We start from the raw sequence: 24,656 nt of genomic DNA on the forward strand, positions 1-24,656 counted from the left end.
ATTGTGCTGGGCAGAGGACTCGGGCAGCGACGCCCCCGGGTCCTTTTGTGCTTTCGGAAGCGTTGTATACGAAGCGGGAAACCGCGGGTGTACGGGGCCTTCGGGATCGCAGAGCGATGCTGTGCCAACAAACGTCCTCGCAGGGACCGAGGAGGAACCAGACATATGAGTTCTCTGCTGCTCCTGACCAACGCCCTCCAGCCGTCGACGGAGGTGCTCCCCGCCCTCGGACTGCTCCTGCACAACGTGCGTGTGGCCCCCGCGGAGGGGCCCGCCCTCGTCGACACCCCCGGCGCCGACGTCATCCTCGTCGACGGCCGGCGCGACCTTCCGCAGGTCCGCAGTCTGTGCCAGCTGCTGCGCTCCACCGGCCCCGGCTGCCCGCTGGTGCTCGTCGTCACGGAGGGCGGTCTCGCCGCCGTCACCGCCGACTGGGGCATCGACGACGTGCTGCTCGACACCGCCGGCCCCGCCGAGGTCGAGGCGCGGCTGCGGCTGGCCATGGGCCGCCAGCAGATCGTCACCGACGACTCCCCGATGGAGATCCGCAACGGCGACCTGTCGGTCGACGAGGCGACGTACTCCGCGAAACTCAAGGGCCGGGTCCTGGACCTGACCTTCAAGGAGTTCGAGCTCCTGAAGTACCTCGCGCAGCACCCCGGCCGCGTCTTCACGCGCGCCCAACTGCTGCAGGAGGTGTGGGGCTACGACTACTTCGGCGGTACGCGCACGGTCGACGTGCACGTACGGCGGCTGCGCGCCAAGCTCGGCCCGGAGCACGAGTCGCTCATCGGCACCGTCCGGAACGTCGGTTATCGATTCGTTACGCCGGAGAAGGTGGAGCGCGCCACCGAGGAGGCGAAGGCCAAGGCCGCCGCGGCAAAGCCGGATAAAGCGGACGAGTCGGCCGTCGTGGAGTCCTCCGAGGCCCGCGCCCGGGCGTGACGAGGCGCTGGGGGGCTCGGGCGGGCATCACTTTCCCGGCCGGCGCCCCCGGACGGCGGCCGGGGCATGGTACGGCACCTCCTTCACGCCCTGCCCAGAGCGGGTATATCCGCGTAGACTCCGCGCGTGGCCAAGGTGACTCGGGATGATGTGGCGCGGCTGGCAGGGACTTCCACTGCCGTGGTCAGCTATGTCATCAACAACGGACCCCGGCCGGTCGCCCCGGCCACGCGCGAGCGTGTCCTCGCCGCGATCAAGGAACTGGGGTACCGGCCCGACCGGGTGGCGCAGGCCATGGCCTCCCGGCGCACGGACCTCATAGGACTGATCATCCCGGACGCCCGCCAGCCCTTCTTCGGGGAGATGGCGCACGCGGTCGAGCAGGCCGCCTCCGAGCGCGGGAAGATGGTCCTCGTCGGCAACACGGACTACGTGGGCGAGCGCGAGGTCCACTACCTGCGGGCCTTCCTGGGCATGCGGGTCTCCGGCCTGATCCTGGTCAGCCACGCGCTGAACGACCTGGCGGCCGCCGAGATCGAGGCCTGGGACGCCCGGGTCGTGCTGCTGCACGAACGCCCCGAGGCCATCGACGACGTCGCCGTCACCACGGACGACCTGGGCGGAGCCGAGCTCGCCGTCCGCCACCTGCTGGAGCACGGTTACGAGTACGTCGCCTGCATGGGCGGCATAGCGGAGACGCCCGCGGTCGGCGACCCCGTCTCCGACCACGTCGAGGGCTGGCGCCGGGCCATGGACGAGGCCGGCGTCTCCACGGAGGGCCGCCTCTTCGAGGCGCTCTACAACCGCTACGACGCCTACCAGGCGGCCCTGAAGATCCTGTCCGGGCCCGAGCGTCCGCCGGCGATCTTCTGCTCCACCGACGACCAGGCGATCGGCCTGCTCCGCGCAGCCCGCGAGCTGCGCATCGACGTCCCCGGCGAGCTGGCGGTGGCCGGCTTCGACGACATCAAGGAAGCCGCCCTGACCGACCCGCCCCTGACGACGATCGCCTCCGACCGCCCGGCGATGGCCCGCGCGGCGGTGGACCTCGTCCTCGACGACGGGCTGCGGGTGGCGGGTTCCCGCCGCGAGCGGCTGAAGGTGTTCCCGTCACGGCTGGTGGTCCGCCGCTCCTGCGGCTGCGACTAGGACGGCCGCGCCCAGGCGGCGCGACCAGGTCCTCCGCGCCCCCTCCCGGGCCCGTCTTTGTCGCGCCCCCTCCCGGACCCGTCCTTATATCGGGCATACGAGGTTCTGTCGGGCTTCTCAGCCGGCCCTCAGGAAGCTCTCATGGTCGGGCGACAAGCTCGGTGGCATGACCGAGAGCTTCCACCGCAGTGGCGAACACCAGAACCCTCACGAGGGTCAGCAGCAGGCCCCGGTGAACCCCGAGTGGCCGCCTCCGCCGGCGCACGCCCCGGCGCAGGCTCCTCCGGCACAGGCTCCGGGGAAGCGCGGCCGCGCCCCCCTGGCCCTGATAGCGGCCGTGGCGATCGTCGCCGCGGCCGTCGGCGGCGGCACCGCCTACGGCATCCAGGAGCTGACCGGCGGCGCGACCGTCGCCTCCAGCTCCACCAGCACCCACGTGGTGCCGACCGGACAGAAGGGCACGGTCGCCGGGGTCGCCAAGGCGGTCAGCCCCAGCATCGTCGAGATCAGCGCCGACTCCAACGCGGGTTCCTCCACCGGCTCCGGCGTCATCATCACCGGCGACGGCGAGGTCGTCACCAACAACCACGTCGTCTCCGGGGCCTCGCAGATCAAGGTGACCACCAGCGACGGAAAGTCCTACAGCGCCGACGTCGTCGGCACCGACAGCAAGAAGGACCTCGCGCTGATCAAACTGAAGAACGCCGCCGGGCTGAAGGCCGCGACGCTCGGCGACTCCTCCGGTGTGCAGGTCGGCGACCAGGTCGTGGCGATCGGCTCCCCCGAGGGCCTGTCCGGCACCGTCACCAGCGGCATCGTCTCGGCCCTCGACCGGGACGTCACCGTCCCGACCGAGCCGGGCCAGGGCCAGGGCCAGGGCCAGGGCCAGCAGGGCCAGGGGCAGGGCGGCGGCCAGTGGCCGTTCGAGTTCGGCGGGCGCCAGTTCAACGGCGACACCGGCAGCAGCACCACGACGTACAAGGCGCTGCAGACCGACGCCTCCCTCAACCCGGGCAACTCCGGCGGTGCGCTGATCGACATGAACGGCAACATCATCGGCATCAACTCCGCGATGTACTCGCCGACGAGCCAGGCGTCCTCGTCCTCGGACGCGGGCAGCGTGGGCCTGGGCTTCGCGATCCCGATCAACACGGTGAAGGCCGACCTCGCGAAGCTGCGGGCCGGTTCCACCGACTGAGGCGACCGAGGAGCACAGCGATGATCCAGAAGATCGTGCACCCCGCGACGGACACGGGCCCGGCGGGGACCGGGCTGGCCCTGGCCGTGGCCTACGCGCTGCACCCGCCGGTGAGCCGGGCGGCCGAGGTGGCCGCCGGTCCGAAGGCCCGGGCGGCCCGGCGAGCGGCCCGGGCCAAGGCCTCCCGCCGCCGCACCGCACGGGGCTGACACTCCTGCCGGCTCACCCCGCCGGCGTGCGAGGCTGAGAGCGTCAGAGCACCCCGTCCGCCCCTTCACCCCCGAGGACCCCGACGCATGAGCCCCGCAGACGGCGACCGTGACCCCCAGCGCATCCTGATCGTCGACGACGAGCCGGCGGTGCGCGAAGCACTCCAGCGCAGCCTCGCCTTCGAGGGGTACGGGACGGAGGTCGCGGTCGACGGCGCGGACGCCCTGGAGAAGGCCGCGGCGTACCGGCCCGACCTGGTCGTCCTCGACATCCAGATGCCCCGCATGGACGGCCTGACCGCCGCGCGCCGCATCCGCGCGACGGGCGACACGACACCGATCCTGATGCTCACGGCCCGCGACACCGTCGGCGACCGGGTGACCGGCCTCGACGCGGGCGCCGACGACTACCTGGTCAAGCCCTTCGAGCTCGACGAACTGTTCGCCCGGATCCGGGCGCTGCTGCGCCGCAGCTCCTACGCGGCGGCCGTGGCCGCGGCCGACGCGGCCGACGACGACGCGCTCACCTTCGCCGACCTGCGCATGGACCTCGCGTCGCGCGAGGTCACCCGGGGCGGCCGCCGGGTGGAGCTGACCCGTACGGAGTTCACGCTGCTGGAGATGTTCATGGCCCACCCGCGCCAGGTCCTCACCCGGGAGCAGATCCTCAAGGCCGTCTGGGGCTTCGACTTCGAGCCGTCGTCGAACTCCCTCGACGTCTACGTCATGTACCTGCGCCGCAAGACCGAGGCGGGCGGCGAGCCGCGCCTGGTGCACACGGTGCGGGGCGTGGGCTACGTGTTGCGGCAGGGCGGCGCCGAGTGAACAGGCTCGTACGCCGGTTCCGCGCCCTGCCGATCCGCTCCCGGCTGGCCCTGCTGGTGGCGGCGGCGGTGGCGTTCGCTGTGGCGGCGGTGTCGGTGACGTGCTGGTTCATCGTGCAGGGCAAGCTGTACGACGAGATCGACAACGACCTGAGGTCGTCGGTGGGCACGCTGCGCGCGGACGACTTCCAGGCCCTGACGGACGACTGCCGCCACACGCCCTCCGACGCGCTGGGCATGGGGTCGCGGCCCAAGAGCTACGGGCAGCTGGTCCGTTCCGACGGCACGGTCTGCCTCTTCCCGAGCTCCACGGCCGAGGTGGAGGTCACCAGCGGGGACAAGGCCGTGGCCAAGCACCCCGACCCGAACCAGGACGACATCCGCGACGGCACCGACGGCCACGGCAACAAGCTGCGCGTCCTGGCCACGGCGGTCGTCATCAAGGACGGGCCCCTGACACAGGGCGTGGCCGCCGACTACTCCCTCGTCATCGCGCTGCCGCTCAAGGGCACCCAGTCCACGCTCAACGAGCTGGCCCTGATCCTCCTCCTGGTCTCCGGCGTGGGCGTCCTGGGCGCCGGAGCCGCCGGCCTGGCCGTCGCCCGGGCCGGCCTGCGCCCCGTCGACAAGCTGACCGAGGCCGTCGAGCACGTGGCCCGCACGGAGGACCTCGACATCCGCATCCCCGTGGAGGACGACAGCGAGGACGAGGTCGCCCGCCTGTCCCGCTCCTTCAACTCCATGACGTCGTCCCTGGCCAGCTCCCGCGACCTCCAGCAGCAGCTCATCGCGGACGCGGGCCACGAGCTGCGTACGCCGCTGACGTCTCTCAGAACGAACATCGAACTCCTCACCCGCAGCGAGGAGACGGGCCGCCCCCTCCCCGAATCCGACCGCAGGGCCCTTCTGGCGTCGGTGAAGGCGCAGATGACGGAACTGGCCGCCCTCATCGGCGACCTCCAGGAACTGTCCCGCCCGGACACGGACCAGCACGCGGCCCGGACCCAGATCGTGGCCTGGCAGGACGTCGTCGAATCGGCCCTGCGGCGGGCCCGGCTGCGCGGCCCGGAGCTGACGATCACCGCGGACGTCCACCCCTGGTTCGTCCGTGCGGAGCCCTCCGCGCTGGAACGGGCGGTGGTCAACGTCCTCGACAACGCCGTGAAGTTCAGCCCCGGCTCGGGCACGATCGACGTGCGTCTGGCCGACGGCACCCTCACCGTCCGCGACCACGGCCCGGGCATCCCCGCCGACGAACTCCCCCACGTCTTCGACCGCTTCTGGCGCTCCCCCGGCGCACGCGCCCTGCCGGGCTCGGGCCTGGGCCTGTCGATCGTGGCCCGCACGGTGCAGCAGGCGGGCGGCGAGGTGACCCTGTCCCCCGCGGAGGGGGGCGGCACGGTGGCGACCATCCGGCTGCCGGGGGCGTCGGTGCCACCGCCGGAGGAGCCTCCTCCTTCATGAGGTAGGTGAGGAAGGAGGCACAAGGGGCGGCCCCGGCGCGTCGACCTTGTCGCCTCCGGGCGCTGCGCTCAGGGTCGACTGCCGTCGATCTGCTCCAGCAGCGTTCGGGCTTCGACGGTGCGGCGGTGGTCCGGGCCGAAGGCGGCCAGGCAGGCATCGTGAGCGGTCGCAGCCCGGCGGCGGGCCTCGGGAGCGCGGCCCAGCCCCAACAGGGCGGCAGCGGAAACCAGGTCGACTGCGCCCGTTTCGGGAAGGTGCTGGTCTTCGGGCAGGGCGCGATACAGCTCGTCGGCGCCCTGCGCCTCGGTGAGGGCGTCTTGGTGGCGGGCCTGGCCGTTGAGGCTGCGGGCCAGGCCGAGTCGCAGGACGAGGGTCACCCGGTCCCGTACGCGATAGGCGGCCAGGGCCTCGCGGGCGAGTGCCTCGGCCTCCTGGTGGCGCCCCTGCGCGTTGAGGGCGAAGACCAGCCCGTTGCGGGCGGCCGCCGCCAGGGACGACATCTCCGGGCCGGTACCGCGGCCCGCGGCCTCGGCGACGGCCGCGCACTCCGCCTCGCACTCTGCGTACCGGCCGAGCGAGATCATCTGCTGGGCGCGGTCCGAGCGCAGCTTCAGGGTCAGCCAGTGATCGGCCCCGAATATCCTCCTGAAGGCAGGCAGGGCTTCGTCGTAGGTGGCGAGTGCCTCGGCGTGACGGCCTTGGGCGCCCGTCGCGAGCGCGGCGATGTTGAGCGCCACGGCCCCGTACTCGTCGTCGCGTGGCCGCGACCGGGCCACGGCGCGGGCCTCGGCCGCCGCCTCGGCGTAACGCCCGGCTTCGTAGAGGGCTTTGGCCTCAGCCACAGGCATGGCCGTCATGCGTCGGGCGTCGTTGCGGCGGCGCGGCCGGAAGAATTTCATGGCCGGGAGCATACGGATCACTCCGCCCGTGACGCCTCGACCCCTCCGACGAACTCAGTTTCGATCGACAGCCTTCGAGATCGGTACGGGCGACAACCACTTACGTGTCGGGATGCTCCGGCAGGGCGAGCCAGTCCGACCAGGAAATCTCACGGCCGAGGAAGCGCGGCTGCTCGAACGGCCAGTCGGCGGCGATCCACTGCGGCACCAGCGCGTCGAGGGCCTGCTCGACCTCGCTGCCCACCAGCTCGTCCACCACCCACCACGAGATCTCGCCGTCCGCGCCGACCCTCTCCGGCGGGTCGATGTAGACACAGCCGAGCAGAGCTGTCTCCGCCGCGTCGAACAGCGCGTAGTTGAAGGACCGGTGTGCGGCGATCTCCTTTTCGTGCCGCAACAGGCCGGCCTGGTCGGCCTCGTAGGTGATGGTGGCCGCGGGCCAGCCCCAGGCCGGGCCGAAGATGGTCCACAGCCGCTCGCGCGAACCCATCACAGCCGGATAGTCGAGCGGGGTGTCCGCCTCCCGGATCGGCCGCAGGTGATGACCACCGCCCGGCAGCGGTACCAGGACGGGGTGGACGAAGTCATCGGGAAGCCAGCTCATTGCGCCCGACCGTAGCAGCGCGCGGCCGTCCGCTCCCCTGGCTTGTCCTCGTATACCGCCAGGCCCTGCTCCCATGCCGGGCAGGGCCCGCGATCACACGGAAGGGCCTCCTCCTCCTTCTTGAGGTACGTGAGGAAGGACGCCCAGGAACTCGCGCCGAACACGAGTATCGGGCCGCCGGGGAGCTTGCTGTCGCGGACGGGGACGATGCCGGGGTGGTTGTCGGCGCACTCGACGCAGTTGGTCTGACCTCCATCGCTGTACGACGACTTGCGTCATGCGGCGGCAGTGAGGTCGAGGGCTCGGTTCATGGTCTGCACTCCTCCAAGAGACGTTTCACGAACGCTGTCGACTCCTCGCTCGTCAAACCCCGGCCCCGGAAGGGAACACGCCTGTGCGCCTACGCCTCGCCGAGTCCTGCGAGTCGGTCCTGCTCGCCCTCGTACGGCTGCTGCTGCCCGCCCGAGGGCGCCATCGGGCCACCGCGCCCGCCTGGCGAACACCGCCTCCGCCCGCCCGCGACCCCCTCCCTGTCGAACCCCTCCTCATGGACACCCCCCTCGTCCGCCCCTACCTCCGCGCCCTGGAGGTCTCCGCATGAGGCTGCTGCCCTGGACCGGTGCCGGCGGCAAGCCGTGCTACCTCAGCAGCGACGACGCCGACAGCCCGCTCTCCCGGCTCGCCGACGACATCGAGGCCGCCCAACTCGCCTGCGCGGAGCAGGTACTCGAAGGGGCCAGGGCCGTGCTCCACGACGCCGGGGCCGGTGAGCACGCCGTGCGTTTCGCCCTGGTCAGAGCCGTGGAGTCACTGGGGGACGTGCTGCGCGTCGCGGTCAGCCGGGGTGAGCGGATCCGCGGAGGGGGCGGGTGACGCGTCAGTAGAACCCGAGCATCCCGGGGGAGTCGATGTCCACGGTGACCACGCCCGGTGGATACGCGTCCTCCCGGTCCGTGAGAAGAATCGACATCCCCGTGAACTCGGCACGCGGCAGCGCGCAGTACAGGGCGTGACACCTGTCCGAACCGCCGTAGCCGTCTCTGCTCATGGGACCAGTCCGTCATCACGCTGAAGAAGCGCTGGAACGGCACCTCGGCCGGGTACATCACGGCGCCGAGCACCGCGGCGAGCCGCAAGGGCATCCTGATCGCCGACTCCACGGTGACGGGGACGTCTCGGCCGGGAGTTTCCACCTGGGGCGGCCCTGACACGCGGGCGGCGACGCCTCCCTCGACCCGCAGCCGACCTTCCGGAACACCGATCTCAGCGCCGCCGTGAAGTCCACGCCCCGGACCGACATCAGCGGGTTCTCGTGGAAGGACGACCGGTTCGCCGAGTACCGGAACAGCGGGGCACCGGGTCGGCGAGTGCGAACCGGCCCCAGCTGAGCGACACGCAGGCCGCCGGCCAGGAGGTCGCGGACTGGCTCGCCGGCTGGACGCCCTCGGCGTCCTGAAGGCACTTGAAGGCACCCGAAAGCACCTGAAGGCTCCCTTCCGGGTTCGGCTGACGACCGCCGCCGAACCCGGAAGGGCACCAATCCACCGAGTGGGCCCTGATGTGCGACCTACTTCACGACGGTGATCCGGTCCGCCTTCGGCGGGTCGATCGGGTCCGACGCCGAGGAGTTGGCCGTCAGGTACTGCTCCAGAGCGGTCAGGTCGTCGGCGCCGACGACGTCGTTCGTGCCCTGGCCCAGCGTCGGGAAGCCGTCGCCGCCGCCCGCGAGGAAGCTGTTCGTCGCGACGCGGTAGGTGGCGGCCGGGTCGACGGCCGAGCCGTTCAGCTTGATGCTGTCCGTGACCACCCGGTCCGCGCCGGACTTGGTGAGGTCCAGCGTGTAGGTCAGGCCGGCCGAGACCTGGAGCACCTTCGGGGAGGCGGCGTTCGCGCCGGACACCTGCTCCTTGAGCACCTGGATCAGCTGCGCGCCCGTGAAGTCTTGCAGGTTCACGGTGTTGGCGAACGGCTGGACCGTGAAGCCCTCGGCGTAGGTCACGACACCGTCGCCCTCACCGGCCTTGGCCGTGTACGTCAGCGGGGCCCGGATGCCGCCCGGGTTCATCAGCGCCAGGTCCGTCTCCGGATCGAGCTGCCTGCCGTGGGCGAGCTGGGCGTCGGCGATGAGGTCGCCGAGCGGGGACTCGGTGCCGGTGTTGCCGATGTCGCCGGAGATGCGGCCGATCGCGCGGTTGCCGATGGGCGCGGCCAGCGTGTTCCACTTGCCGATCAGCTCGGTCATGTCGGGCGCCTTGGGGACGTCCCGGGTGACCACGCGGTTGGCGGACTCGACCGCCGTACGGGCGATGTCGCCCGTCTTCCGGTCGTAGGTCAGCGTCGTGTCGGTGTACAGGCGGCCGAAGGACGCGGCCGAGGTGACCATGCGGGGGTTGCCCGCCGGGTCGTCGATGCTGCACACGTACGCGCTGTGCGTGTGACCGGTGACCAGCGCGTCCACCTGCGGCGTGACGTTCTTGGCGATGTCGACGATCGGCCCGGAGACGCCGTCGCCCGCACCCGGCGCGTCACAGTCGTAGTTGTACGACGTCGACGCCGGGAAGCCGCCCTCGTGGATGAGCGCGACGATGGACTTCACGCCCTGGCGCTGCAGCACCTTGGCGTACTTGTTGATCGTCTCGACCTCGTCCTTGAAGGACAGGCCCTTCACGCCCTCGGCGGACACGATGTTCGGGGTGCCCTCCAGGGTCACGCCGATGAAGCCGACCTTGACGCCCTTCTTCTTCCACACCCAGTAGGGCTTGAGGATCGGCTTGTTCGTCTTCTCGTCGAGGACGTTCGCCGCCAGGTAGGGGAAGTCCGCGCCCTCGAACCCGTCGTTCGTGTAGCAGCCGTCCTTCGGGTGACAGCCGCCGTTCTGGAGCCGGCTCAGCTCCTTGGCGCCCTCGTCGAACTCGTGGTTGCCGACCGAGGTGACGTCGAGGTCCAGCTCGTTCAGCGCCTCGATGGTCGGCTCGTCGTGGAAGAGGCCGGAGATGAGCGGGGAGGCCCCGACCATGTCGCCGCCGGCGGCGGTGATGGAGTACCGCTGGCCCTCACGGGCCTTGCGCAGATGGGTCGCCAGGTACTCGACACCGCCCGCGTCGATGGTCTTCGTCGTGCCGTCGTGCTGCTGCTCCGTGACACGGCCGGAGGAACCGGCCGGCGGCTCCAGGTTGCCGTGCAGGTCGTTGAAGGACAGCAGCTGCACGTCCTGGTAGCGCCCGGGCCAGTGCCCGCCCTTGGCGTGCTCCTCACCTGCGGTCGCGGACCCCGGCAGTGCCGCCGCGCCCAGCGCGCCGACGGTGACGACACCGGCGGCGAGCGCGACGAATCGGTGCGTACGGCGTCTCCGGCGTTCCGGATGCGCCGCTGAAGTGGCTGGCATACGCCCCCCTGTGTTTCTGCTGGGACATGGATGTCGTCCGGCGCAGCCTAGAGTCAACGCGCGTAGCGCGACAGGTGTTTCGTGGTTACATCTGGGTTGCTTCTTTGCTGCCGATTCGCCGGTCGCTCCCCGTACCCTCGTACGCATGACCAGCGACGACACCGTACGGCCCGGCCGCCCCCGCTCCATCGAGACCCTCGCCGCGCTGACGCCCGAGCAGACCGAGGCCGTGTTCGGGCTGCTCGACGCGGCCGCCCGGACCGACGGTCAGCAGGCGGTGTCCGAACAGGGGCGGTTGCAACTGCGGGGCGGGGAACGCGAGGGTGTGTCCCACCTCCTGCTCACCGCCGGTGGGGAACTCGTCGGCTATGCCCAGCTGGAGGACACGGACGAGGTGGAGCCGCCGGCGGCCGAGCTGGTGGTGCACCCCGGTCACCGGGGGCACGGGCACGGGCGCGCGCTCGGGTCGGCCCTGCTGGCCGCGTCCGGCAAGCGGCTGCGGGTGTGGGCGCACGGCGGGCACTCCGCCGCCCGGCACCTCGCCCAGGTCCTGGGGCTGACGCTGTTCCGGGAACTGCGTCAGATGCGGCGTCCGCTGGCCGACTTCGACGCGCCCGAGCCGGTGCTGCCCGAGGGCGTCACCGTGCGCACCTTCGTGCCCGGCCAGGACGACGCGGCCTGGCTCGCCGTCAACGCCGCCGCCTTCGCCCATCATCCCGAGCAGGGCTCCCTCACCCAGCGCGACCTCGACGACCGCAAGGCCGAGCCGTGGTTCGACCCGGCGGGCTTCTTCCTCGCCTTCCGCGGCGACGAACTCGTCGGCTTCCACTGGACCAAGGTGCACGCCGAGGAGGGCCTGGGCGAGGTGTACGTCCTCGGCGTCGCCCCCGGCACACAGGGCGGCGGCCTCGGCAAGGCCCTCACCACGATCGGCCTGCGGCACCTGGCGGGGCGGGGGCTGCCGACCGCGATGCTGTACGTCGACGCCGACAACACGGCGGCGGTGTCGGTGTACGAGCGGCTGGGGTTCGTCACGCACGAGGTGGACCTGATGTACCGGACGGAGACGTGAGCCCCGCCCACGCGGCCGCTGCCTCGCCGCTGGCGTCCGGCCTCCGCGTCCGCCCCGCCACCGCCTCCGACCTGTCCGCCCTCGTGCGTCTCCGTGACGAGGCCGCCCGCTGGATGCGGGCGCGTGGTGTCACCGGGCAGTGGCAGCCGGGCGAGCTGGACGAGGACCACTTCCGCCGGGTCATGGCCCGCGGCGAGGTCTGGCTCGCGGAGGCGGGCGGGCGCACGGCGGGGGCGTGGGAGCTGTGGTGGGAGGACGAGGAGGCCTGGGGGCCGCAGCCGCCCGTGGCCGGGTACGTGCACCGGCTGATGGTGGACCGGGCCGCCGCCACGCCCGGCACGGGGCGGTTGCTGCTGGAGGCCGCCGAACGCCGTGTTGCCGAGGCGGGGCGCGGCCGGGTGCGCCTGGACTGCCTGGCGGGCAACGCGCGGCTGAACGCCTACTACGTGAGGGCCGGTTACCGGGTGGTGGGCCGCACGGAGGGCAAGCCGCAGCCCGGCGGGGCGCCGAGGTCCTTCACACTGCTGGAGAAGCGGCTCGGCCCGGCGTGAGCTCCGCCCAGGACGGCCGCCACAGCTCGCCCTCCGGCGGTCGCGGCCGGGTGGCCACCAGGTGGTCGCGGAGCGCCGTGAGGCCGGGATGCGCGTCGTCCGCGCGCCACAGCAGGAAGTGCGGGTAGACCGGGGTGGGATCGCGCAGCGGGAAGAAGTGGGAGGCCGGGTGGTGGTCCGCGTAGTAGTGGGTGATGTCGTGCCGGGCCGTGCACCCGGGCTCGCCCGAGCAGTGGCCGTCGCCGCCCTGGCGGCCGGCACCGCGTTCGTCCTGCTGCGCCGCCGCACGGGAGCCTGATCGCCGCCTTTCCCGAATCCGGTCCGCGCGTCCCTCCACGGGGGGAGGGGCGCGCGGGCCGCCGGGCCGGATCCCTGGGAGTTCTTCCACAACCTGTGGGCGGCGGGGCGGCCCGTCCTCACCACCCCAGGACCCCCGCGGGCCGCCCCCCGCTATCCCGCACGTCATGTCTTCGTAACCGTCGATTCAGACGGGCTTGCGACGCTCGGCCAATGAATCCCGCCGCGCCAGAGCCTCCATCGCCCCGCGAGGGTCGGGAGGGAAACGGGAGCACTCATGTGACACCCCCGCTCCCGCCCGCGCTTTCCGACGCGCCCGTGATGCTCGCGGCGCGGAAGAATGGGTACATGAGCCAGCCGAAGCCCCAGGCGCAGGTCCCGCACACGCAGCCCTCCGTAGGCTCCATCGCGGCCCACCGGCCGCACACGATCGCCGCGGCCGTCTCCGACCTGGAACCCGACATCGACGCCGACCTCGACGTGTACGAGGAGTCCCAGGCCGACGGCGTCCAGCTGCCGCAGGGGCGTTTCCTCGACCGGGAGCGCAGCTGGCTCGCGTTCAACGAACGCGTCCTCGAACTCGCCGAGGACCCGAACACGCCCCTGCTGGAGCGGGCCAACTTCCTCGCGATCTTCGCCAGCAACCTGGACGAGTTCTTCATGGTCCGGGTGGCCGGGCTGAAGCGCCGTATCGCCACCGGCGTCGCCACCCGCTCCGCCTCCGGGCTCCAGCCCCGCGAGGTGCTGGAGATGATCTGGGCCCGCTCGCGCGAGCTCATGGCCCGGCACGCCGCCTGCTACCACGAGGACGTCGCCCCCGCCCTCGCGGAGGAGGGCATCCACCTGGTCCGCTGGAACGAACTGCAGGAGAAGGAGCAGGCCCGCCTGTTCACCCTGTTCCGGCACCAGATCTTCCCCGTGCTGACCCCGCTGGCGGTCGACCCGGCGCACCCCTTCCCGTACATCTCCGGCCTGTCCCTTAACCTGGCCGTCGTCGTGCGGAACCCGGTCACGGGCCACAAGCACTTCGCCCGCGTGAAGGTGCCGCCGCTGCTGTCGCGGTTCCTGGAGAGCTCCCCGGGCCGCTACGTCCCCATCGAGGACGTCATCGCCGCGCACCTGGAGGAGCTGTTCCCGGGCATGGAGGTGCTGCAGCACCACGCCTTCCGCCTGACCAGGAACGAGGACCTGGAGGTCGAGGAGGACGACGCGGAGAACCTGCTCCAGGCGCTGGAGAAGGAGCTCATGCGCCGCCGCTTCGGGCCGCCGGTGCGCCTGGAGGTCGAGGAGTCCATCGACCGCGAGGTGCTGGACCTCCTCGTGCGCGAGCTGAAGGTCAGCGAGGCCGAGGTGTACCCGCTGCCCGGACCGCTGGACCTCACGGGCCTCTTCCGCATCGCGTCCCTGGACCGGCCGGAGCTGAAGTACCGCAAGTTCGTCGCCGGCACCCACCGCGACCTGGCCGAGGTGGAGTCGGCGACCCCGCCGGACATCTTCGCCGCGCTGCGCGAGCGGGACGTGCTGCTGCACCACCCCTACGACTCGTTCTCCACGTCCGTGCAGGCCTTCCTGGAGCAGGCCGCCGGCGACCCGGACGTCCTCGCCATCAAGCAGACGCTGTACCGCACCTCGGGCGACTCCCCCATAGTCGACGCCCTCATCGAGGCCGCCGAGTCCGGCAAGCAGGTGCTGGTGCTGGTCGAGATCAAGGCCCGCTTCGACGAGCACGCCAACATCAAGTGGGCGCGCAAACTGGAGGAGGCCGGTTGCCACGTGGTCTACGGTCTGGTCGGGCTGAAGACCCACTGCAAGCTGTCGCTGGTGGTCCGCCAGGAGGGCGAGACGCTGCGCCGCTACAGCCACGTCGGCACCGGCAACTACCACCCGAAGACGGCCCGCCTCTACGAGGACCTCGGCCTGCTCACGGCCGACCCGCAGGTCGGCGCGGACCTCTCGGACCTCTTCAACCGCCTCTCCGGCTACTCACGCCGCGAGACCTACCGCCGCCTGCTCGTGGCCCCCAAGTCGCTGCGCGACGGGCTGGTCTCGCGGATCATCAAGGAGATCCAGCACCACCGCGCCGGACGCCCCGCGCACGTCCGCATCAAGGTCAACTCGATGGTCGACGAGGCCGTCATCGACGCCTGCTACCGCGCCTCCCAGGCGGGTGTGCCGGTGGACATCTGGGTGCGCGGCATCTGCGCGGTGCGCCCGGGCGTGACGGGCCTGTCGGAGAACATCCGGGTCCGCTCCATCCTCGGCCGCTTCCTGGAGCACTCCCGGGTCTTCGGCTTCGGCAACGGCGGCGAGCCCGAGGTGTGGATCGGCAGCGCCGACATGATGCACCGCAACCTCGACCGCCGGATAGAGGCCCTCGTCCGGGTCACCGACCCGGCCCACCGGGCGGCCCTGAACCGGCTGCTGGAGACCGGCATGTCCGGCACCACCGCCTCCTGGCACCTCGGCCCGGACGGTGAATGGACCCGGCACGCGACCGACGCGGACGGCCAGCCCCTGCGCAACATCCAGGAGATGCTCATAGACGCCCGGAGGCGCCGGCGTGGCACAGCGACACCCTGACCCGACGGACCCCCGGTCCGGGCACGCCGGGCCCGCCCCCACGGGGGACACCCTCGCGGGCTACCTGCGGGCCCAGGCCACGGAGTTCCTCCGGGCGCTGCGCCTGCACCGGGAGACGGGGTCGGGCGCGAACGGCCCGGACGGGTCCGCCGACGCGGCCCGCGCCCTGCGCCGCTCGGCCCGCCGCGTCAGCGCCAGCCTGCACACCTTCCAGTCCCTCCTGGACGCGGAGTGGTCCGACGCGATGCGCCCGGAACTGGCCTGGGTGTCGGGCACCCTGGCGATGGAGCACGCGTACACGGCACGTCTGGAACGGCTGCTGACGGCCCTGCACCGCCTGTCGGGCTCGACGGCGCTCCCGTCCCAGGGCCCCGTCCCGGCGGCGGGCCGGCCCGCCGCCGGACCGCGCACGCCCCCGGCCCCGGGTGCGGAACGCGGCAACCTGACCGTGGGAGCCGCCAAGGCCGGCGCCCTCCTGGACCGCCAGCTGACCCTGGCCCGCACCCGGGCCCACTCCACGGCCCTGCAGGCCCTGGGCTCCAGCCGCTTCCACGCCGTCGCGGACAGGGTCGCGGTCCTCGCCAGCGAGGTCCCCCTGACGGCGACCGCGACCGCCACCGACCTGCGCCCCCTCGCCGCGGCGGCCGAGGACCGCCTCAGGGACGCCGTGACCGCCCTCCCCCTCGTCACCGCGGGGAACCCGTACAACGCGGCGGCCCTGATCCACGGCCTCGCCCCGGACACCGCCCCGCACCCGCAGGACGCGCCCTGGCACCAGGTCCGCCTGCTGCTGCGCCTGCACCGCTACGCGCGCGAGGCGGTGCGCGGGGAAGGTACCGGCGAGACGGCCGCCGACCCGCGCCTGCGCGCCGCCGGCCTGGCCCTGAACCGGCACCGGGACGCCTCGGAGGCCGCGGCCGCGGCGGCCCAGGCGGCCCGCACCCCCCGGATCGCCCCGGCGACGGCGTACGCCCTCGGCGTGCTCCACGCCGACCAGCGGCACGAGGTGGAGGCGGCCCGGTTCGCCTTCCAGCAGGCGTGGCAGGAGGAGACCGTCTGCGCGTCATGACCAGGCACGGCCCCCAGGAGGTGGAGAGCATCCGGTGAGCATCCCCGAGGACACCACCGTCCAGGCCGCGGGCTGCATCCTGTGGCGCCGCTCCGCCGGCACCGGTGAACTGGAGCTCTGTCTCGTCCACCGGCCGAAATACGACGACTGGTCGTGGCCGAAGGGCAAACTCAAGCGCGGCGAGGACGCACGCGACGGCGCCCTGCGCGAGGTGGCCGAGGAGACGGGCTGCCGTGCCGTGCCGGGCGCCGAGCTGCCGACGGTGCGCTACACGGCGAACGGCCGCCCCAAGCGGGTGCGCTACTGGGCAGCCGAGGCTCTGAGCTGCGCTTTCACACCGACGAGCGAGGTGGACCGGGTGCTGTGGCTGCCACCGGCCGAGGCCCGGGCCCACCTCACCCAGGCGCACGACCGCCTCTACGTCGACGCCCTGCTCACCGTGCTGCACCGGCCCCGGCCGGCCGGGGCACCGGACTAGCACGGTCCGCCGTCACACGGCGCGACACACCCGCCGACCGGAATCCCCACGTGTTCTCCCCGTGAGCATTCCGTGACCTAACCACACCGTCGGCAGGGGTTCACCCCTCGTTCATGTGCGGCCATCGACGGCTTCACCTGATCTGCCTAATTTCGGCCTTACGACGCGAGCCGCCCGCTGGGAGGGCCCACGTCCGCGACACCCAGACTTCGCACGCCGCCGATCAGGACGGCGGCTCCTGGAAGGAACTCAAGTGAAGCTTCAGCGCATGAACCGGCGGGCCCTCGCTCTCGGTGCTCTCGCCGTCTCCGGCGCCCTGGCCCTCACGGCGTGCGGCTCCGACGACACCGGCGGCAAGAGCGGTGGCGACTCCACGAACGCGGCGCCGAGCAACATCAAGTGCGACGACGCCAAGGGCCAGCTGCAGGCCTCTGGCTCCTCGGCGCAGAAGAACGCCATCGACGCCTGGGTCAAGCAGTACACCGCGGCCTGCAAGAACGTGCAGGTCAACTACAACCCGACCGGCTCGGGCGCGGGCATCACCGCCTTCCTGCAGGGCCAGACGGCCTTCGCCGGCTCGGACTCGGCGCTGAAGCCCGAAGAGGTCGAGCAGTCCAAGAAGGTCTGCTCCGGCGGCCAGGCCATCGACCTTCCGATGGTCGGCGGACCGATCGCCATCGGCTTCAACGTCCCGGGCGTCGACAGCCTCGTCCTGGACGCCTCCACCCTGGCCAAGATCTTCGACAACAAGATCACCCAGTGGAACGACCCGGCGATCGCCAAGCTCAACCCCGACGCCAAGCTGCCCGACCTCAAGATCCAGGCCTTCCACCGCTCGGACGAGTCCGGCACCACGGACAACCTCACCAAGTACCTGAAGGCCGCCGCGCCGAACGACTGGAAGTACGAGCCGGGCAAGGCCTGGGAGGCCAAGGGCGGCCAGTCCGCGCAGGGCTCCTCCGGTCTGGCCCAGCAGGTGAAGCAGACCCAGGGCGCGATCTCCTACTTCGAGCTGTCCTACGCCAAGGACGGCATGAAGACGGTCAGCATCGACACCGGCGCCTCCGAGCCGGTCGAGGCCACCCTGGACAACGCCACCAAGGCCATCGCCGCGGCCGAGCAGGTCGGCACCGGCAAGGACCTCGCGCTGAAGCTCGACTACGCGACCAAGGCCGAGGGCGCCTACCCGATCACGCTGGTGACCTACGAGATCGTCTGCGACAAGGGCAACAAGGCCGACACCCTGCCCGCCGTCAAGTCCTTCCTGGGCTACATGGCGTCCGAGGACGGCCAGGGAGTGCTGACCGACGCCGCCTACGCCCCGATGCCCGACGAGGTCATCGCCAAGGTCCGCGAGACCGTCAACGGTCTGAGCTGACGCAGCGTGCGGCCCGGCCCCGACCGGGGACGGGCCGCACCGTCCGGTGCACCGCCGCCACGAGCCCTCCGGACCACGGACGGCTCCGCAGACCGGAGAACCCGATGGACACCACCACACAGAACCCCAGTTCGCCCCCGACGTCCCCCCTGCCCGGCACGGCCGAGCAGCAGCGCGCCGCGCGCGGCGCCACCCGCCCCGGAGACCGGATCTTCCTCGGACTCTCCCGCGGGTCCGGCATCTTCGTGCTGGTGATCATGGCCGCCATCGCGGCCTTCCTCACCTACCGCGCCGTCCTCGCGATCAGCAAGGACGAGGCCAACTTCTTCACCACCTTCGAGTGGAACCCCAGCGGTGCCCCGCCGGTGTTCGGCATCGCGGTCCTGGCCTTCGGCACCGTCGTGTCGTCGATCATCGCCATGGTCATCGCCGTCCCGATCGCGGTCGGCATCGCCCTGTTCATCACGCACTACGCCCCGCGCAGGCTCGGCGGCCCGATCGCCTACGTGGTCGACCTGCTCGCCGCGGTACCGTCCATCGTCTACGGCCTGTGGGGCGCCCTCGTCCTCGTGCCGCACATGGACGGGCTCTACGGCTGGCTGGACGACTACCTCGGCTGGACCGGCGTCTTCCAGTGGAACGGCGGCGCCGCCCGCTCGCTGTTCACCGTCGGCATCCTGCTCGCGATCATGATCCTGCCGATCATCACCAACGTGAGCCGCGAGGTCTTCCGCCAGGTCCCCCAGATGCACGAGGAAGCCGCCCTGGCCCTCGGCGCCACGCGCTGGGAGGTCATCAAGATGTCCGTGCTGCCCTTCGGCCGCTCCGGCGTCATCTCCGCCTCGATGCTCGGCCTCGGCCGCGCCCTCGGCGAGACCATGGCCGTCGCGATGGTCCTCTCGCCGACCTTCGACATCACCACCAGCCTGCTCAACCCGGGCGGTGGCACCTTCGCCCAGAACATCGCCAGCAAGTTCAACGAGGCCACCGAGCTGGGCCGGGACGCGCTGATCGCCTCCGGCCTCGTGCTCTTCGTCATCACCCTGCTGGTCAACGGCGCGGCCCGCCTCATCATCGCCCGCCGCAAGGAGTACTCGGGGGCCAACGCATGAGCAACGCATCCCTCGCCGGCAAGCCGGCCAAGAACCCCGGCTCCCTGCGCGGCGCGAGCCTGCCCAAGTGGTTCGCCTGGGCGGTCGCCGCCGGCTCGGCGGCCCTCGGCTACGGCATCAGCGCCGCGGCCGGTCTGCAGAGCGACATCCAGTGGGCCCTGATCGCCGCGCTCCTCTTCGTCGTCGGGTCGTACGCCGTCTCCGCGGGCGTCGAGGGCAAGCGCCAGGCCAAGGACCGGACGGCCACCAGCATGATGTGGGTCGCGTTCCTCCTCGCCGTCATCCCGCTGGCGTCCCTGATCTGGGAGACCGTGCAGCGCGGTGTGAAGGTCTTCGACATGTACTTCCTCACCCACTCGATGGGTGTGGTCGCCGACAGCGAGCCCGGCGGCGGTATCTACCACGCCATCCTCGGCACGCTGGAGCAGGTGGGCATCGCCACCCTGATCTCCGTGCCCGTCGGCGTGCTGACCGCGGTCTACCTCGTCGAGTACGGACGCGGCAGGCTCGCCCAGGCCGTCACCTTCTTCGTCGACGTCATGACGGGCATCCCGTCGATCGTCGCGGGTCTGTTCATCCTCAGCATCGTCCTGATGTTCGACCTGGGTCCGTCCGGCTTCGCCGGCTCGCTCGCCCTGTGCATCCTGATGATCCCCGTGGTGGTCCGCTCCACCGAGGAGATGCTCAAGCTCGTCCCGAACGAGCTGCGCGAGGCGTCGCTGGCGCTGGGCGTGCCGAAGTGGCGCACCATCCTGAAGGTCGTCATCCCGACCTCCGTCGGCGGCATCACCACCGGCGTCATGCTCGCCATCGCGCGCATCACCGGTGAGACCGCCCCCGTACTGCTGCTGGTGTGGGGCACGAACTTCATCAACGCCAACCCGTTCAGCGACCCGCAGGCCTCGCTGCCGATGTACATCTACCTGCAGTACGCCAACAGCGGCGGCTCGGGCGCGGCGTACGACCGGGCGTGGGCGGCGGCCCTGACGCTCATCGCGTTCATCATGGTCCTGAACCTGGCGGCCCGCGGCATCGCCCGCTGGAAGGCCCCGAAGACCGGTCGCTGAAGCGGCCACAGCGACTGATCTGACTGGAAGTGAAGCAATCATGGCCAAGCGAATCGACGTGAGCGGACTGACCGCCTACTACGGCTCCCACAAGGCGATCGAGGACATCTCGATGACCGTCGAGCCGCGCTCGGTGACGGCGTTCATCGGCCCGTCCGGCTGCGGCAAGTCCACGTTCCTGCGCACCCTGAACCGGATGCACGAGGTCACCCCGGGCGGCCGTGTCGAGGGCAAGGTCCTGCTGGACGACGAGGACCTGTACGGCACCGGCATCGACCCGGTGTCGGTGCGCCGCGAGGTCGGCATGGTGTTCCAGCGGCCCAACCCGTTCCCGACCATGTCGATCTTCGACAACGTGGCGGCGGGCCTGCGCCTGAACGGCACCTACAAGAAGAGCGAGCTCTCCGACATCGTCGAGCGGTCACTCAAGGGCGCGAACCTCTGGAACGAGGTGAAGGACCGTCTGAACAAGCCCGGCTCGGGCCTGTCCGGCGGTCAGCAGCAGCGCCTGTGCATCGCCCGGGCGATCGCCGTCGAGCCGAACGTCCTGCTCATGGACGAGCCCTGCTCCGCCCTCGACCCGATCTCCACGCTGGCGATCGAGGACCTGATCGGCGAGCTGAAGGAGCGCTTCACGATCGTCATCGTGACGCACAACATGCAGCAGGCCGCCCGCGTCTCCGACCGCACGGCGTTCTTCAACCTCGCGGCGGTCGGCCAGCCGGGCCGGCTCATCGAGATCGACGACACGGAGCGCATCTTCTCCAACCCGTCGGTCCAGGCCACGGAGGACTACATCTCCGGCCGCTTCGGCTGATCGGCGCCGGCCGCGACTCCTCGCGGTGCTGCATGGCGGTGCCACCGCGAGGCCGAAAAGGGCCCGCCCCTGCTCCCAGGGGCGGGCCTTTTCGTGTGCTCGGGTGCTTACAGGAACGCCAGGTTCACGAGCCCGAAGGACGCCCCGGCCACGAGCGCCGCGGCCGGCATCGTGATGAACCACCCCAGGATGATGTTCTTGGCGACGCCCCACCGCACGGCGTTGACGCGCTTGGTCGCCCCGACGCCCATGATGGCCGAGGTGATCACGTGCGTGGTGGAGATCGGCGCCTTGAAGAGGAACGCCGTAATGAACATGATCGAGGCGCCCGTGGTCTCCGCCGCGAAGCCCTGCGGCGGGTCCAGCTCGATGATCTTGCGGCCGAGGGTCCGCATGATGCGCCACCCGCCGGCGTAGGTGCCCAGCGACAGCATCACCGCGCAGGCGACCTTCACCCACACCGGGATCGGGTCGCCGTAGTCCTCGACGTCCGCGATGACGAGGGCCATGACCACGATGCCCATCGTCTTCTGCGCGTCCTGCAGACCGTGCCCGAGGGCCATACCGGCCGCCGAGACGGTCTGCGCTATCCGGAATCCGCGCTTGGCCCTGTGCGGGTTGGCCTTGCGGAAGATCCACATGATCGCGGTCATCACCAGGTAACCGGCGATCAGACCGACCACCGGCGAGATGAACATGGGGATGACGACCTTCTCCAGCACCCCGTCCCAGTAGACCGTCGTCCCGCCGGCCAGCGCCGCCCCGACCATGCCTCCGAACAGCGCGTGGGAGGAGGACGAGGGCAGCCCGAAGTACCAGGTGATGAGGTTCCAGACGATGGCGCCCACCAGCGCGGCGAAGAGGATGCCCATCCCCTTCGAACCCTCCGGTGTCTGGATCAGCCCCTCGCTGACGGTCTTGGCGACCCCCGAGCCCAGGAAGGCGCCGGCGAGGTTCATCACCGCGGCCATCGCCAGCGCGGCCCGCGGCGTCAGCGCGCGGGTCGAGACGGACGTGGCGATCGCGTTCGCCGAGTCGTGGAAACCGTTGGTGTACGTGAAGAACAGCGCGACCGCGATGGTCACGACCAGAGCGAAGGTGTCCATGAAGAGGTCAGGACTCCTTGACGGCGATGGTCTCCACCGTGTTCGCCACGTGCTCGAACGCGTCCGCCGCCTCCTCCAGCACATCCACGATCTGCTTGAGCTTGAGGACCTCGATGGCGTCGTACTTGCCGTTGAAGAGGTGCGCCAGCAGCTTGCGGTGGATCTGGTCGGCCTGGTTCTCCAGCCGGTTGACCTCGATCCAGTACTCGGTGAGGTTCTCCATGGTCCGCAGGTGCGGCATCGCCTCGGCCGTGAGCTCGGCCGCGCGCGCCAGCACCTCGATCTGCTGCTCGACGCCCTTGGGCAGTTCCTCGACGTTGTAGAGGACGACCAGGTCGACGGCCTCCTCCATGAAGTCCATGATGTCGTCGAGGGACGAGGCGAGGGAGTAGATGTCCTCGCGGTCGAACGGTGTGATGAAGGAGGAGTTCAGCTGGTGGAAGATCGCGTGCGTGGCATCGTCACCTGCGTGTTCCGCTGCCCTCATACGCTCCGCGATCTCGGCCCGGGCGGATGCGTCCGCCCCGAGCAGTTCCATCAGGAGCTTCGAGCCCGTGACGATGTTGTCCGCGGAGGCGGCGAACATGTCGTAGAAGCTCGTCTCCCTGGGGGTCAGACGAAAGCGCACGTGGGGTCCTCGGGGTGCTTCGGTTTCGGTCAGGCTGATGCTAGGCGCATCATCCGGCCACGGCTATCGGGCCGCCCACCAGTGTCGCCCATCGGGCACAGTGGTGAGCAGGGGGGCGGCCCGAGGGCCGTATACCCCGAAAAATTCGGTACCATATACCCACCAGGGGTATCCATCGGTTGGCCGCACACCAGGAGGAAGCGATGACGGACGTGACCGACACCACAGATGTCGCGCAGGTCACCACCGGCACCGCCGACACCGCGGGTGCGGAGATCGTGACGGAGCACGACCACGGGGTGCACGGGTACCACCAGCAGAAGGACGAACACCTCAAGCGCCTGCGCCGCATCGAGGGCCAGATCCGCGGTCTGCAGCGCATGGTCGACGAGGACGTCTACTGCATCGACATACTCACGCAGGTCTCCGCCTCCACCAAGGCCCTGCAGTCCTTCGCCCTGCAGCTGCTGGAGGAGCACCTGCGGCACTGCGTCGCCGACGCGGCCGTCAAGGGTGGTGACGAGATCGACGCGAAGGTCAAGGAGGCGACCCAGGCGATCGCCCGCATGCTGCGGACCTGAGCCCCGGGTCAGCCGCCGCAGGCGTCGCGCTCCTCGGCGACCTTCAGCACCTCGTCGATGCTCTCCAGGCTGAGCCGCTCCTGCGCGGCCGAGGCCGCGATGATCAGGTCCCCGCACAGCTCGATCTCGGCGAGGGCCACGTGGTCCTGAACTGCCGTACCGCCGAGCGGAGCCACGTGCGTCACCTCGTCCCTGCCGTCACCGGCTTCCTAGAGTAGGGAGCGGGCCACGCACCGCGCATGGCACGGACGGGCTAGTTCAGGCCGGTCACTCCTCGGCGATCCGGCCCGCGTAGATGTCGTCCTCGTCCGGCAGCCGCACCCGGACCGGGGCCCCGAAGTCGTAGAGCAGCGTGGTCGAGGCGACGGCGACCGGGCTCTTCTGCCGCCCGTTGACGAAGCTGAACCGGTGGCGGACCTTGCGGATGCGCCCCTCGTCGTCGAGGTAGGCGTCGAACGGCACCCGTGCCGTGGCGAATCCCTTCGCGGCCGCGCGCAGCGCCCCCGCGTTCCCCTTCGAGGCCCGACCGGCCGCGTCCCCCAGGTCGGCCGTCCCGCGGTAGTGCCGCACGCCGGCTCCCGCGACCTCGGTGCGGCCCACGTACGTCGCCGAGCGCGTCCCGCGCAGCACTTCCGCCGCCGTGAACGGGTCGGTGGCCCCGCCGGTGACCAGGTTGCCGTCGGACAGCGTCCCCGTCTCCAGCCGCACCCACTTGTCCGGGGGCACGCCCGCGCCCCGGTTCTTCATGAACAGGGCGCCTGGCGCGAGCAGTTCGGTGATGGGCCGGTGGCCGGCGGTGCCGGCGGGGTCCTGCGGCAGCAGCACCCGGAGCCGCCCGAGCCGCTCCCGGTAGTCGTAGACCCCGGCGCCCCGGATGGTCACCCGGGTCCCTCCGGCGGCCATCTCCATCGACGTCCGGGCCTGGGAACTCCCCGCCTCCACCAGCCGGTCGGCGGCCTCGCGCAGGGCGACGACGGCGTCCCCGCCCCGTGCGTCCCCGGCGACGGCGGCCCCGCCCGCGCACCCTCCGGCCCCGATCCCCACCGCGGTCGCGACCCCCGCCGCGGCGACCGCCGCACCCGTCCGCCCGCGCCACCTCTCGCGCTGCCGCCCAGTCATCGCCTGCCTACCCCCAGCCGGTACGTCCGTCACGGGCACCCCTCGTCGCCCCGCTTAACGACGGGCGGGTGACCCCGTCACGCGGGCGCGGGCCACCGGCGCACCCGCCGTTCACCCGCGCCGG

General features: G+C 71.3%; 27 protein-coding genes and 2 pseudogenes. 19 read left to right on the top strand and 10 right to left on the bottom strand.

Annotation, left to right across the window (positions count from 1 at the left end):
- Nucleotides 1-165: 165 nt before the first annotated feature.
- The 6 genes from ACFW6P_RS07575 to ACFW6P_RS07600 all read left to right on the top strand — a co-directional run bounded on the left by ACFW6P_RS07575 (nt 166) and on the right by ACFW6P_RS07600 (nt 5,789).
- On the top strand, nt 166-945 hold the full coding sequence (locus ACFW6P_RS07575) for a response regulator transcription factor (protein ID WP_386347315.1): 780 nt from the start codon (nt 166-168) through the stop codon (nt 943-945).
- Between the two features lie 126 nt (nt 946-1,071).
- Nucleotides 1,072-2,094, top strand: coding sequence for a LacI family DNA-binding transcriptional regulator (locus ACFW6P_RS07580; protein WP_386347317.1), 1,023 nt, complete (start codon nt 1,072-1,074; stop codon nt 2,092-2,094).
- Nucleotides 2,095-2,260: 166 nt separating this feature from the next.
- On the top strand, nt 2,261-3,292 hold the full coding sequence (locus ACFW6P_RS07585) for a S1C family serine protease (protein ID WP_386423160.1): 1,032 nt from the start codon (nt 2,261-2,263) through the stop codon (nt 3,290-3,292).
- A 20-nt stretch (nt 3,293-3,312) separates the two neighbouring features.
- Complete coding sequence (locus ACFW6P_RS07590; RefSeq protein ID WP_386347321.1) at nt 3,313-3,501, top strand: hypothetical protein; 189 nt, start codon at nt 3,313-3,315, stop codon at nt 3,499-3,501.
- Between the two features lie 87 nt (nt 3,502-3,588).
- Nucleotides 3,589-4,326 (top strand): response regulator transcription factor, encoded by a 738-nt coding sequence (locus ACFW6P_RS07595; protein ID WP_386347324.1) that lies wholly within the window; start codon nt 3,589-3,591, stop codon nt 4,324-4,326.
- Nucleotides 4,323-5,789: a sensor histidine kinase gene (locus tag ACFW6P_RS07600; protein ID WP_386347327.1), complete on the top strand. Its 1,467-nt coding sequence runs from the start codon at nt 4,323-4,325 to the stop codon at nt 5,787-5,789. Before ACFW6P_RS07595 ends, ACFW6P_RS07600 begins: the two co-directional genes overlap by 4 nt.
- A 68-nt stretch (nt 5,790-5,857) precedes the next feature.
- On the opposite strand, the gene ACFW6P_RS07605 is transcribed toward ACFW6P_RS07600, so the two are convergent.
- The 3 genes and pseudogenes from ACFW6P_RS07605 to ACFW6P_RS07615 all read right to left on the bottom strand — a co-directional run.
- On the bottom strand, nt 5,858-6,700 hold the full coding sequence (locus ACFW6P_RS07605; RefSeq protein WP_386347330.1) for a tetratricopeptide repeat protein: 843 nt from the start codon (nt 6,698-6,700) through the stop codon (nt 5,858-5,860).
- Between the two features lie 88 nt (nt 6,701-6,788).
- Nucleotides 6,789-7,292 (bottom strand): N-acetyltransferase, encoded by a 504-nt coding sequence (locus ACFW6P_RS07610; protein ID WP_386347333.1) that lies wholly within the window; start codon nt 7,290-7,292, stop codon nt 6,789-6,791.
- 122 nt (nt 7,293-7,414) lie between these two features.
- Nucleotides 7,415-7,603, bottom strand: a pseudogene (locus tag ACFW6P_RS07615) (DUF397 domain-containing protein); the annotation flags it as partial.
- 83 nt (nt 7,604-7,686) lie between these two features.
- On the opposite strand from ACFW6P_RS07615, the gene ACFW6P_RS07620 reads away from it, so the two are divergent.
- Nucleotides 7,687-7,893, top strand: a complete 207-nt coding sequence (locus ACFW6P_RS07620; protein WP_386347336.1) for a hypothetical protein — start codon at nt 7,687-7,689, stop codon at nt 7,891-7,893.
- A complete protein-coding gene (locus ACFW6P_RS07625) occupies nt 7,890-8,165 on the top strand; it encodes a hypothetical protein (protein ID WP_386347338.1) in 276 nt (91 codons plus the stop codon). Before ACFW6P_RS07620 ends, ACFW6P_RS07625 begins: the two co-directional genes overlap by 4 nt.
- Before the next feature lie 4 nt (nt 8,166-8,169).
- Here the strand turns inward: ACFW6P_RS07625 and ACFW6P_RS07630 are convergent, their stop codons facing one another.
- Nucleotides 8,170-8,340, bottom strand: coding sequence for a hypothetical protein (locus tag ACFW6P_RS07630; protein ID WP_386347341.1), 171 nt, complete (start codon nt 8,338-8,340; stop codon nt 8,170-8,172).
- 2 nt (nt 8,341-8,342) lie between these two features.
- On the opposite strand from ACFW6P_RS07630, the pseudogene ACFW6P_RS07635 reads away from it, so the two are divergent.
- Nucleotides 8,343-8,748, top strand: a pseudogene (locus tag ACFW6P_RS07635) (pectate lyase); the annotation flags it as partial.
- Nucleotides 8,749-8,859: 111 nt separating this feature from the next.
- Here the strand turns inward: ACFW6P_RS07635 and ACFW6P_RS07640 are convergent.
- Nucleotides 8,860-10,677: a bifunctional metallophosphatase/5'-nucleotidase gene (locus tag ACFW6P_RS07640; RefSeq protein WP_386347343.1), complete on the bottom strand. Its 1,818-nt coding sequence runs from the start codon at nt 10,675-10,677 to the stop codon at nt 8,860-8,862.
- 145 nt (nt 10,678-10,822) lie between these two features.
- Here ACFW6P_RS07640 and mshD point away from each other — a divergent pair, with 145 nt between their 5' ends.
- Both mshD and ACFW6P_RS07650 read left to right on the top strand, forming a co-directional pair.
- Entirely contained in the window at nt 10,823-11,749 is a 927-nt protein-coding gene (mshD, locus tag ACFW6P_RS07645; RefSeq protein WP_386347346.1) for a mycothiol synthase, read from the top strand.
- The gene (locus ACFW6P_RS07650) at nt 11,746-12,300 is read left to right on the top strand and encodes a GNAT family N-acetyltransferase (protein WP_386347349.1); all 555 of its coding nucleotides are present in this window, start codon (nt 11,746-11,748) and stop codon (nt 12,298-12,300) included. The genes mshD and ACFW6P_RS07650 overlap by 4 nt, the downstream gene beginning before the upstream one ends.
- On the opposite strand, the gene ACFW6P_RS07655 is transcribed toward ACFW6P_RS07650, so the two are convergent.
- Nucleotides 12,266-12,637, bottom strand: coding sequence for a hypothetical protein (locus tag ACFW6P_RS07655; RefSeq protein ID WP_386347352.1), 372 nt, complete (start codon nt 12,635-12,637; stop codon nt 12,266-12,268). The two genes, ACFW6P_RS07650 and ACFW6P_RS07655, sit on opposite strands and share 35 nt — an antisense overlap.
- 308 nt (nt 12,638-12,945) lie before the next feature.
- Between ACFW6P_RS07655 and ACFW6P_RS07660 the strand changes: the two genes are divergently transcribed.
- From ACFW6P_RS07660 to pstB, 7 genes are all read left to right on the top strand, one after another.
- Nucleotides 12,946-15,177: an RNA degradosome polyphosphate kinase gene (locus ACFW6P_RS07660; RefSeq protein ID WP_386347355.1), complete on the top strand. Its 2,232-nt coding sequence runs from the start codon at nt 12,946-12,948 to the stop codon at nt 15,175-15,177.
- Complete coding sequence (locus ACFW6P_RS07665) at nt 15,158-16,246, top strand: CHAD domain-containing protein (RefSeq protein WP_386347358.1); 1,089 nt, start codon at nt 15,158-15,160, stop codon at nt 16,244-16,246. Before ACFW6P_RS07660 ends, ACFW6P_RS07665 begins: the two co-directional genes overlap by 20 nt.
- Nucleotides 16,247-16,280: 34 nt before the next feature.
- Entirely contained in the window at nt 16,281-16,724 is a 444-nt protein-coding gene (locus ACFW6P_RS07670) for an NUDIX hydrolase (RefSeq protein WP_386347361.1), read from the top strand.
- A gap of 253 nt (nt 16,725-16,977) precedes the next feature.
- Nucleotides 16,978-18,102 carry a phosphate ABC transporter substrate-binding protein PstS gene (gene pstS, locus ACFW6P_RS07675; protein WP_386347364.1) on the top strand — a complete coding sequence of 375 codons (1,125 nt, stop codon included), beginning with the start codon at nt 16,978-16,980 and terminating at the stop codon, nt 18,100-18,102.
- A 104-nt stretch (nt 18,103-18,206) separates the two neighbouring features.
- A complete protein-coding gene (gene pstC / locus ACFW6P_RS07680; RefSeq protein WP_386347366.1) occupies nt 18,207-19,214 on the top strand; it encodes a phosphate ABC transporter permease subunit PstC in 1,008 nt (335 codons plus the stop codon).
- Nucleotides 19,211-20,281 (top strand): phosphate ABC transporter permease PstA, encoded by a 1,071-nt coding sequence (gene pstA / locus ACFW6P_RS07685; RefSeq protein WP_386347369.1) that lies wholly within the window; start codon nt 19,211-19,213, stop codon nt 20,279-20,281. Before pstC ends, pstA begins: the two co-directional genes overlap by 4 nt.
- A 40-nt stretch (nt 20,282-20,321) precedes the next feature.
- On the top strand, nt 20,322-21,098 hold the full coding sequence (gene pstB / locus ACFW6P_RS07690) for a phosphate ABC transporter ATP-binding protein PstB (RefSeq protein ID WP_386347371.1): 777 nt from the start codon (nt 20,322-20,324) through the stop codon (nt 21,096-21,098).
- A gap of 107 nt (nt 21,099-21,205) precedes the next feature.
- Here pstB and ACFW6P_RS07695 read toward each other — a convergent pair whose 3' ends face one another.
- Entirely contained in the window at nt 21,206-22,204 is a 999-nt protein-coding gene (locus ACFW6P_RS07695) for an anion permease (protein ID WP_386347373.1), read from the bottom strand.
- Between the two features lie 7 nt (nt 22,205-22,211).
- Nucleotides 22,212-22,832 carry a DUF47 domain-containing protein gene (locus tag ACFW6P_RS07700; protein ID WP_020269925.1) on the bottom strand — a complete coding sequence of 207 codons (621 nt, stop codon included), beginning with the start codon at nt 22,830-22,832 and terminating at the stop codon, nt 22,212-22,214.
- A 203-nt stretch (nt 22,833-23,035) separates the two neighbouring features.
- On the opposite strand from ACFW6P_RS07700, the gene ACFW6P_RS07705 reads away from it, so the two are divergent.
- Nucleotides 23,036-23,413: a metal-sensitive transcriptional regulator gene (locus ACFW6P_RS07705; RefSeq protein WP_386347376.1), complete on the top strand. Its 378-nt coding sequence runs from the start codon at nt 23,036-23,038 to the stop codon at nt 23,411-23,413.
- A gap of 8 nt (nt 23,414-23,421) precedes the next feature.
- Here the strand turns inward: ACFW6P_RS07705 and ACFW6P_RS07710 are convergent, their stop codons facing one another.
- A complete protein-coding gene (locus ACFW6P_RS07710; protein WP_386347492.1) occupies nt 23,422-23,589 on the bottom strand; it encodes a hypothetical protein in 168 nt (55 codons plus the stop codon).
- 91 nt (nt 23,590-23,680) lie between these two features.
- Nucleotides 23,681-24,532 carry a hypothetical protein gene (locus ACFW6P_RS07715; protein WP_386347379.1) on the bottom strand — a complete coding sequence of 284 codons (852 nt, stop codon included), beginning with the start codon at nt 24,530-24,532 and terminating at the stop codon, nt 23,681-23,683.
- Nucleotides 24,533-24,656 lie beyond the last annotated feature (124 nt).

The organism is Streptomyces sp. NPDC058741, assembly GCF_042746715.1.
Classification (GTDB): Bacteria; Actinomycetota; Actinomycetes; order Streptomycetales; family Streptomycetaceae; genus Streptomyces.

Bases quoted from the DNA above. Each gene is read 5' to 3' on its own strand.
- ACFW6P_RS07575 (WP_386347315.1), top strand. From the start codon at position 166: ATGAGTTCTCTGCTGCTCCTGACCAACGCCCTCCAGCCGTCGACGGAG.
- ACFW6P_RS07585 (WP_386423160.1), top strand. From the start codon at position 2,261: ATGACCGAGAGCTTCCACCGCAGTGGCGAACACCAGAACCCTCACGAG.
- ACFW6P_RS07590 (WP_386347321.1), top strand. From the start codon at position 3,313: ATGATCCAGAAGATCGTGCACCCCGCGACGGACACGGGCCCGGCGGGG.
- ACFW6P_RS07595 (WP_386347324.1), top strand. From the start codon at position 3,589: ATGAGCCCCGCAGACGGCGACCGTGACCCCCAGCGCATCCTGATCGTC.
- ACFW6P_RS07605 (WP_386347330.1), bottom strand. From the start codon at position 6,700: ATGCTCCCGGCCATGAAATTCTTCCGGCCGCGCCGCCGCAACGACGCC.
- ACFW6P_RS07610 (WP_386347333.1), bottom strand. From the start codon at position 7,292: ATGAGCTGGCTTCCCGATGACTTCGTCCACCCCGTCCTGGTACCGCTG.
- ACFW6P_RS07625 (WP_386347338.1), top strand. From the start codon at position 7,890: ATGAGGCTGCTGCCCTGGACCGGTGCCGGCGGCAAGCCGTGCTACCTC.
- ACFW6P_RS07630 (WP_386347341.1), bottom strand. From the start codon at position 8,340: ATGAGCAGAGACGGCTACGGCGGTTCGGACAGGTGTCACGCCCTGTAC.
- ACFW6P_RS07640 (WP_386347343.1), bottom strand. From the start codon at position 10,677: ATGCCAGCCACTTCAGCGGCGCATCCGGAACGCCGGAGACGCCGTACG.
- mshD (WP_386347346.1), top strand. From the start codon at position 10,823: ATGACCAGCGACGACACCGTACGGCCCGGCCGCCCCCGCTCCATCGAG.
- ACFW6P_RS07660 (WP_386347355.1), top strand. From the start codon at position 12,946: ATGAGCCAGCCGAAGCCCCAGGCGCAGGTCCCGCACACGCAGCCCTCC.
- pstC (WP_386347366.1), top strand. From the start codon at position 18,207: ATGGACACCACCACACAGAACCCCAGTTCGCCCCCGACGTCCCCCCTG.
- pstA (WP_386347369.1), top strand. From the start codon at position 19,211: ATGAGCAACGCATCCCTCGCCGGCAAGCCGGCCAAGAACCCCGGCTCC.
- pstB (WP_386347371.1), top strand. From the start codon at position 20,322: ATGGCCAAGCGAATCGACGTGAGCGGACTGACCGCCTACTACGGCTCC.
- ACFW6P_RS07695 (WP_386347373.1), bottom strand. From the start codon at position 22,204: ATGGACACCTTCGCTCTGGTCGTGACCATCGCGGTCGCGCTGTTCTTC.
- ACFW6P_RS07705 (WP_386347376.1), top strand. From the start codon at position 23,036: ATGACGGACGTGACCGACACCACAGATGTCGCGCAGGTCACCACCGGC.
- ACFW6P_RS07715 (WP_386347379.1), bottom strand. From the start codon at position 24,532: ATGACTGGGCGGCAGCGCGAGAGGTGGCGCGGGCGGACGGGTGCGGCG.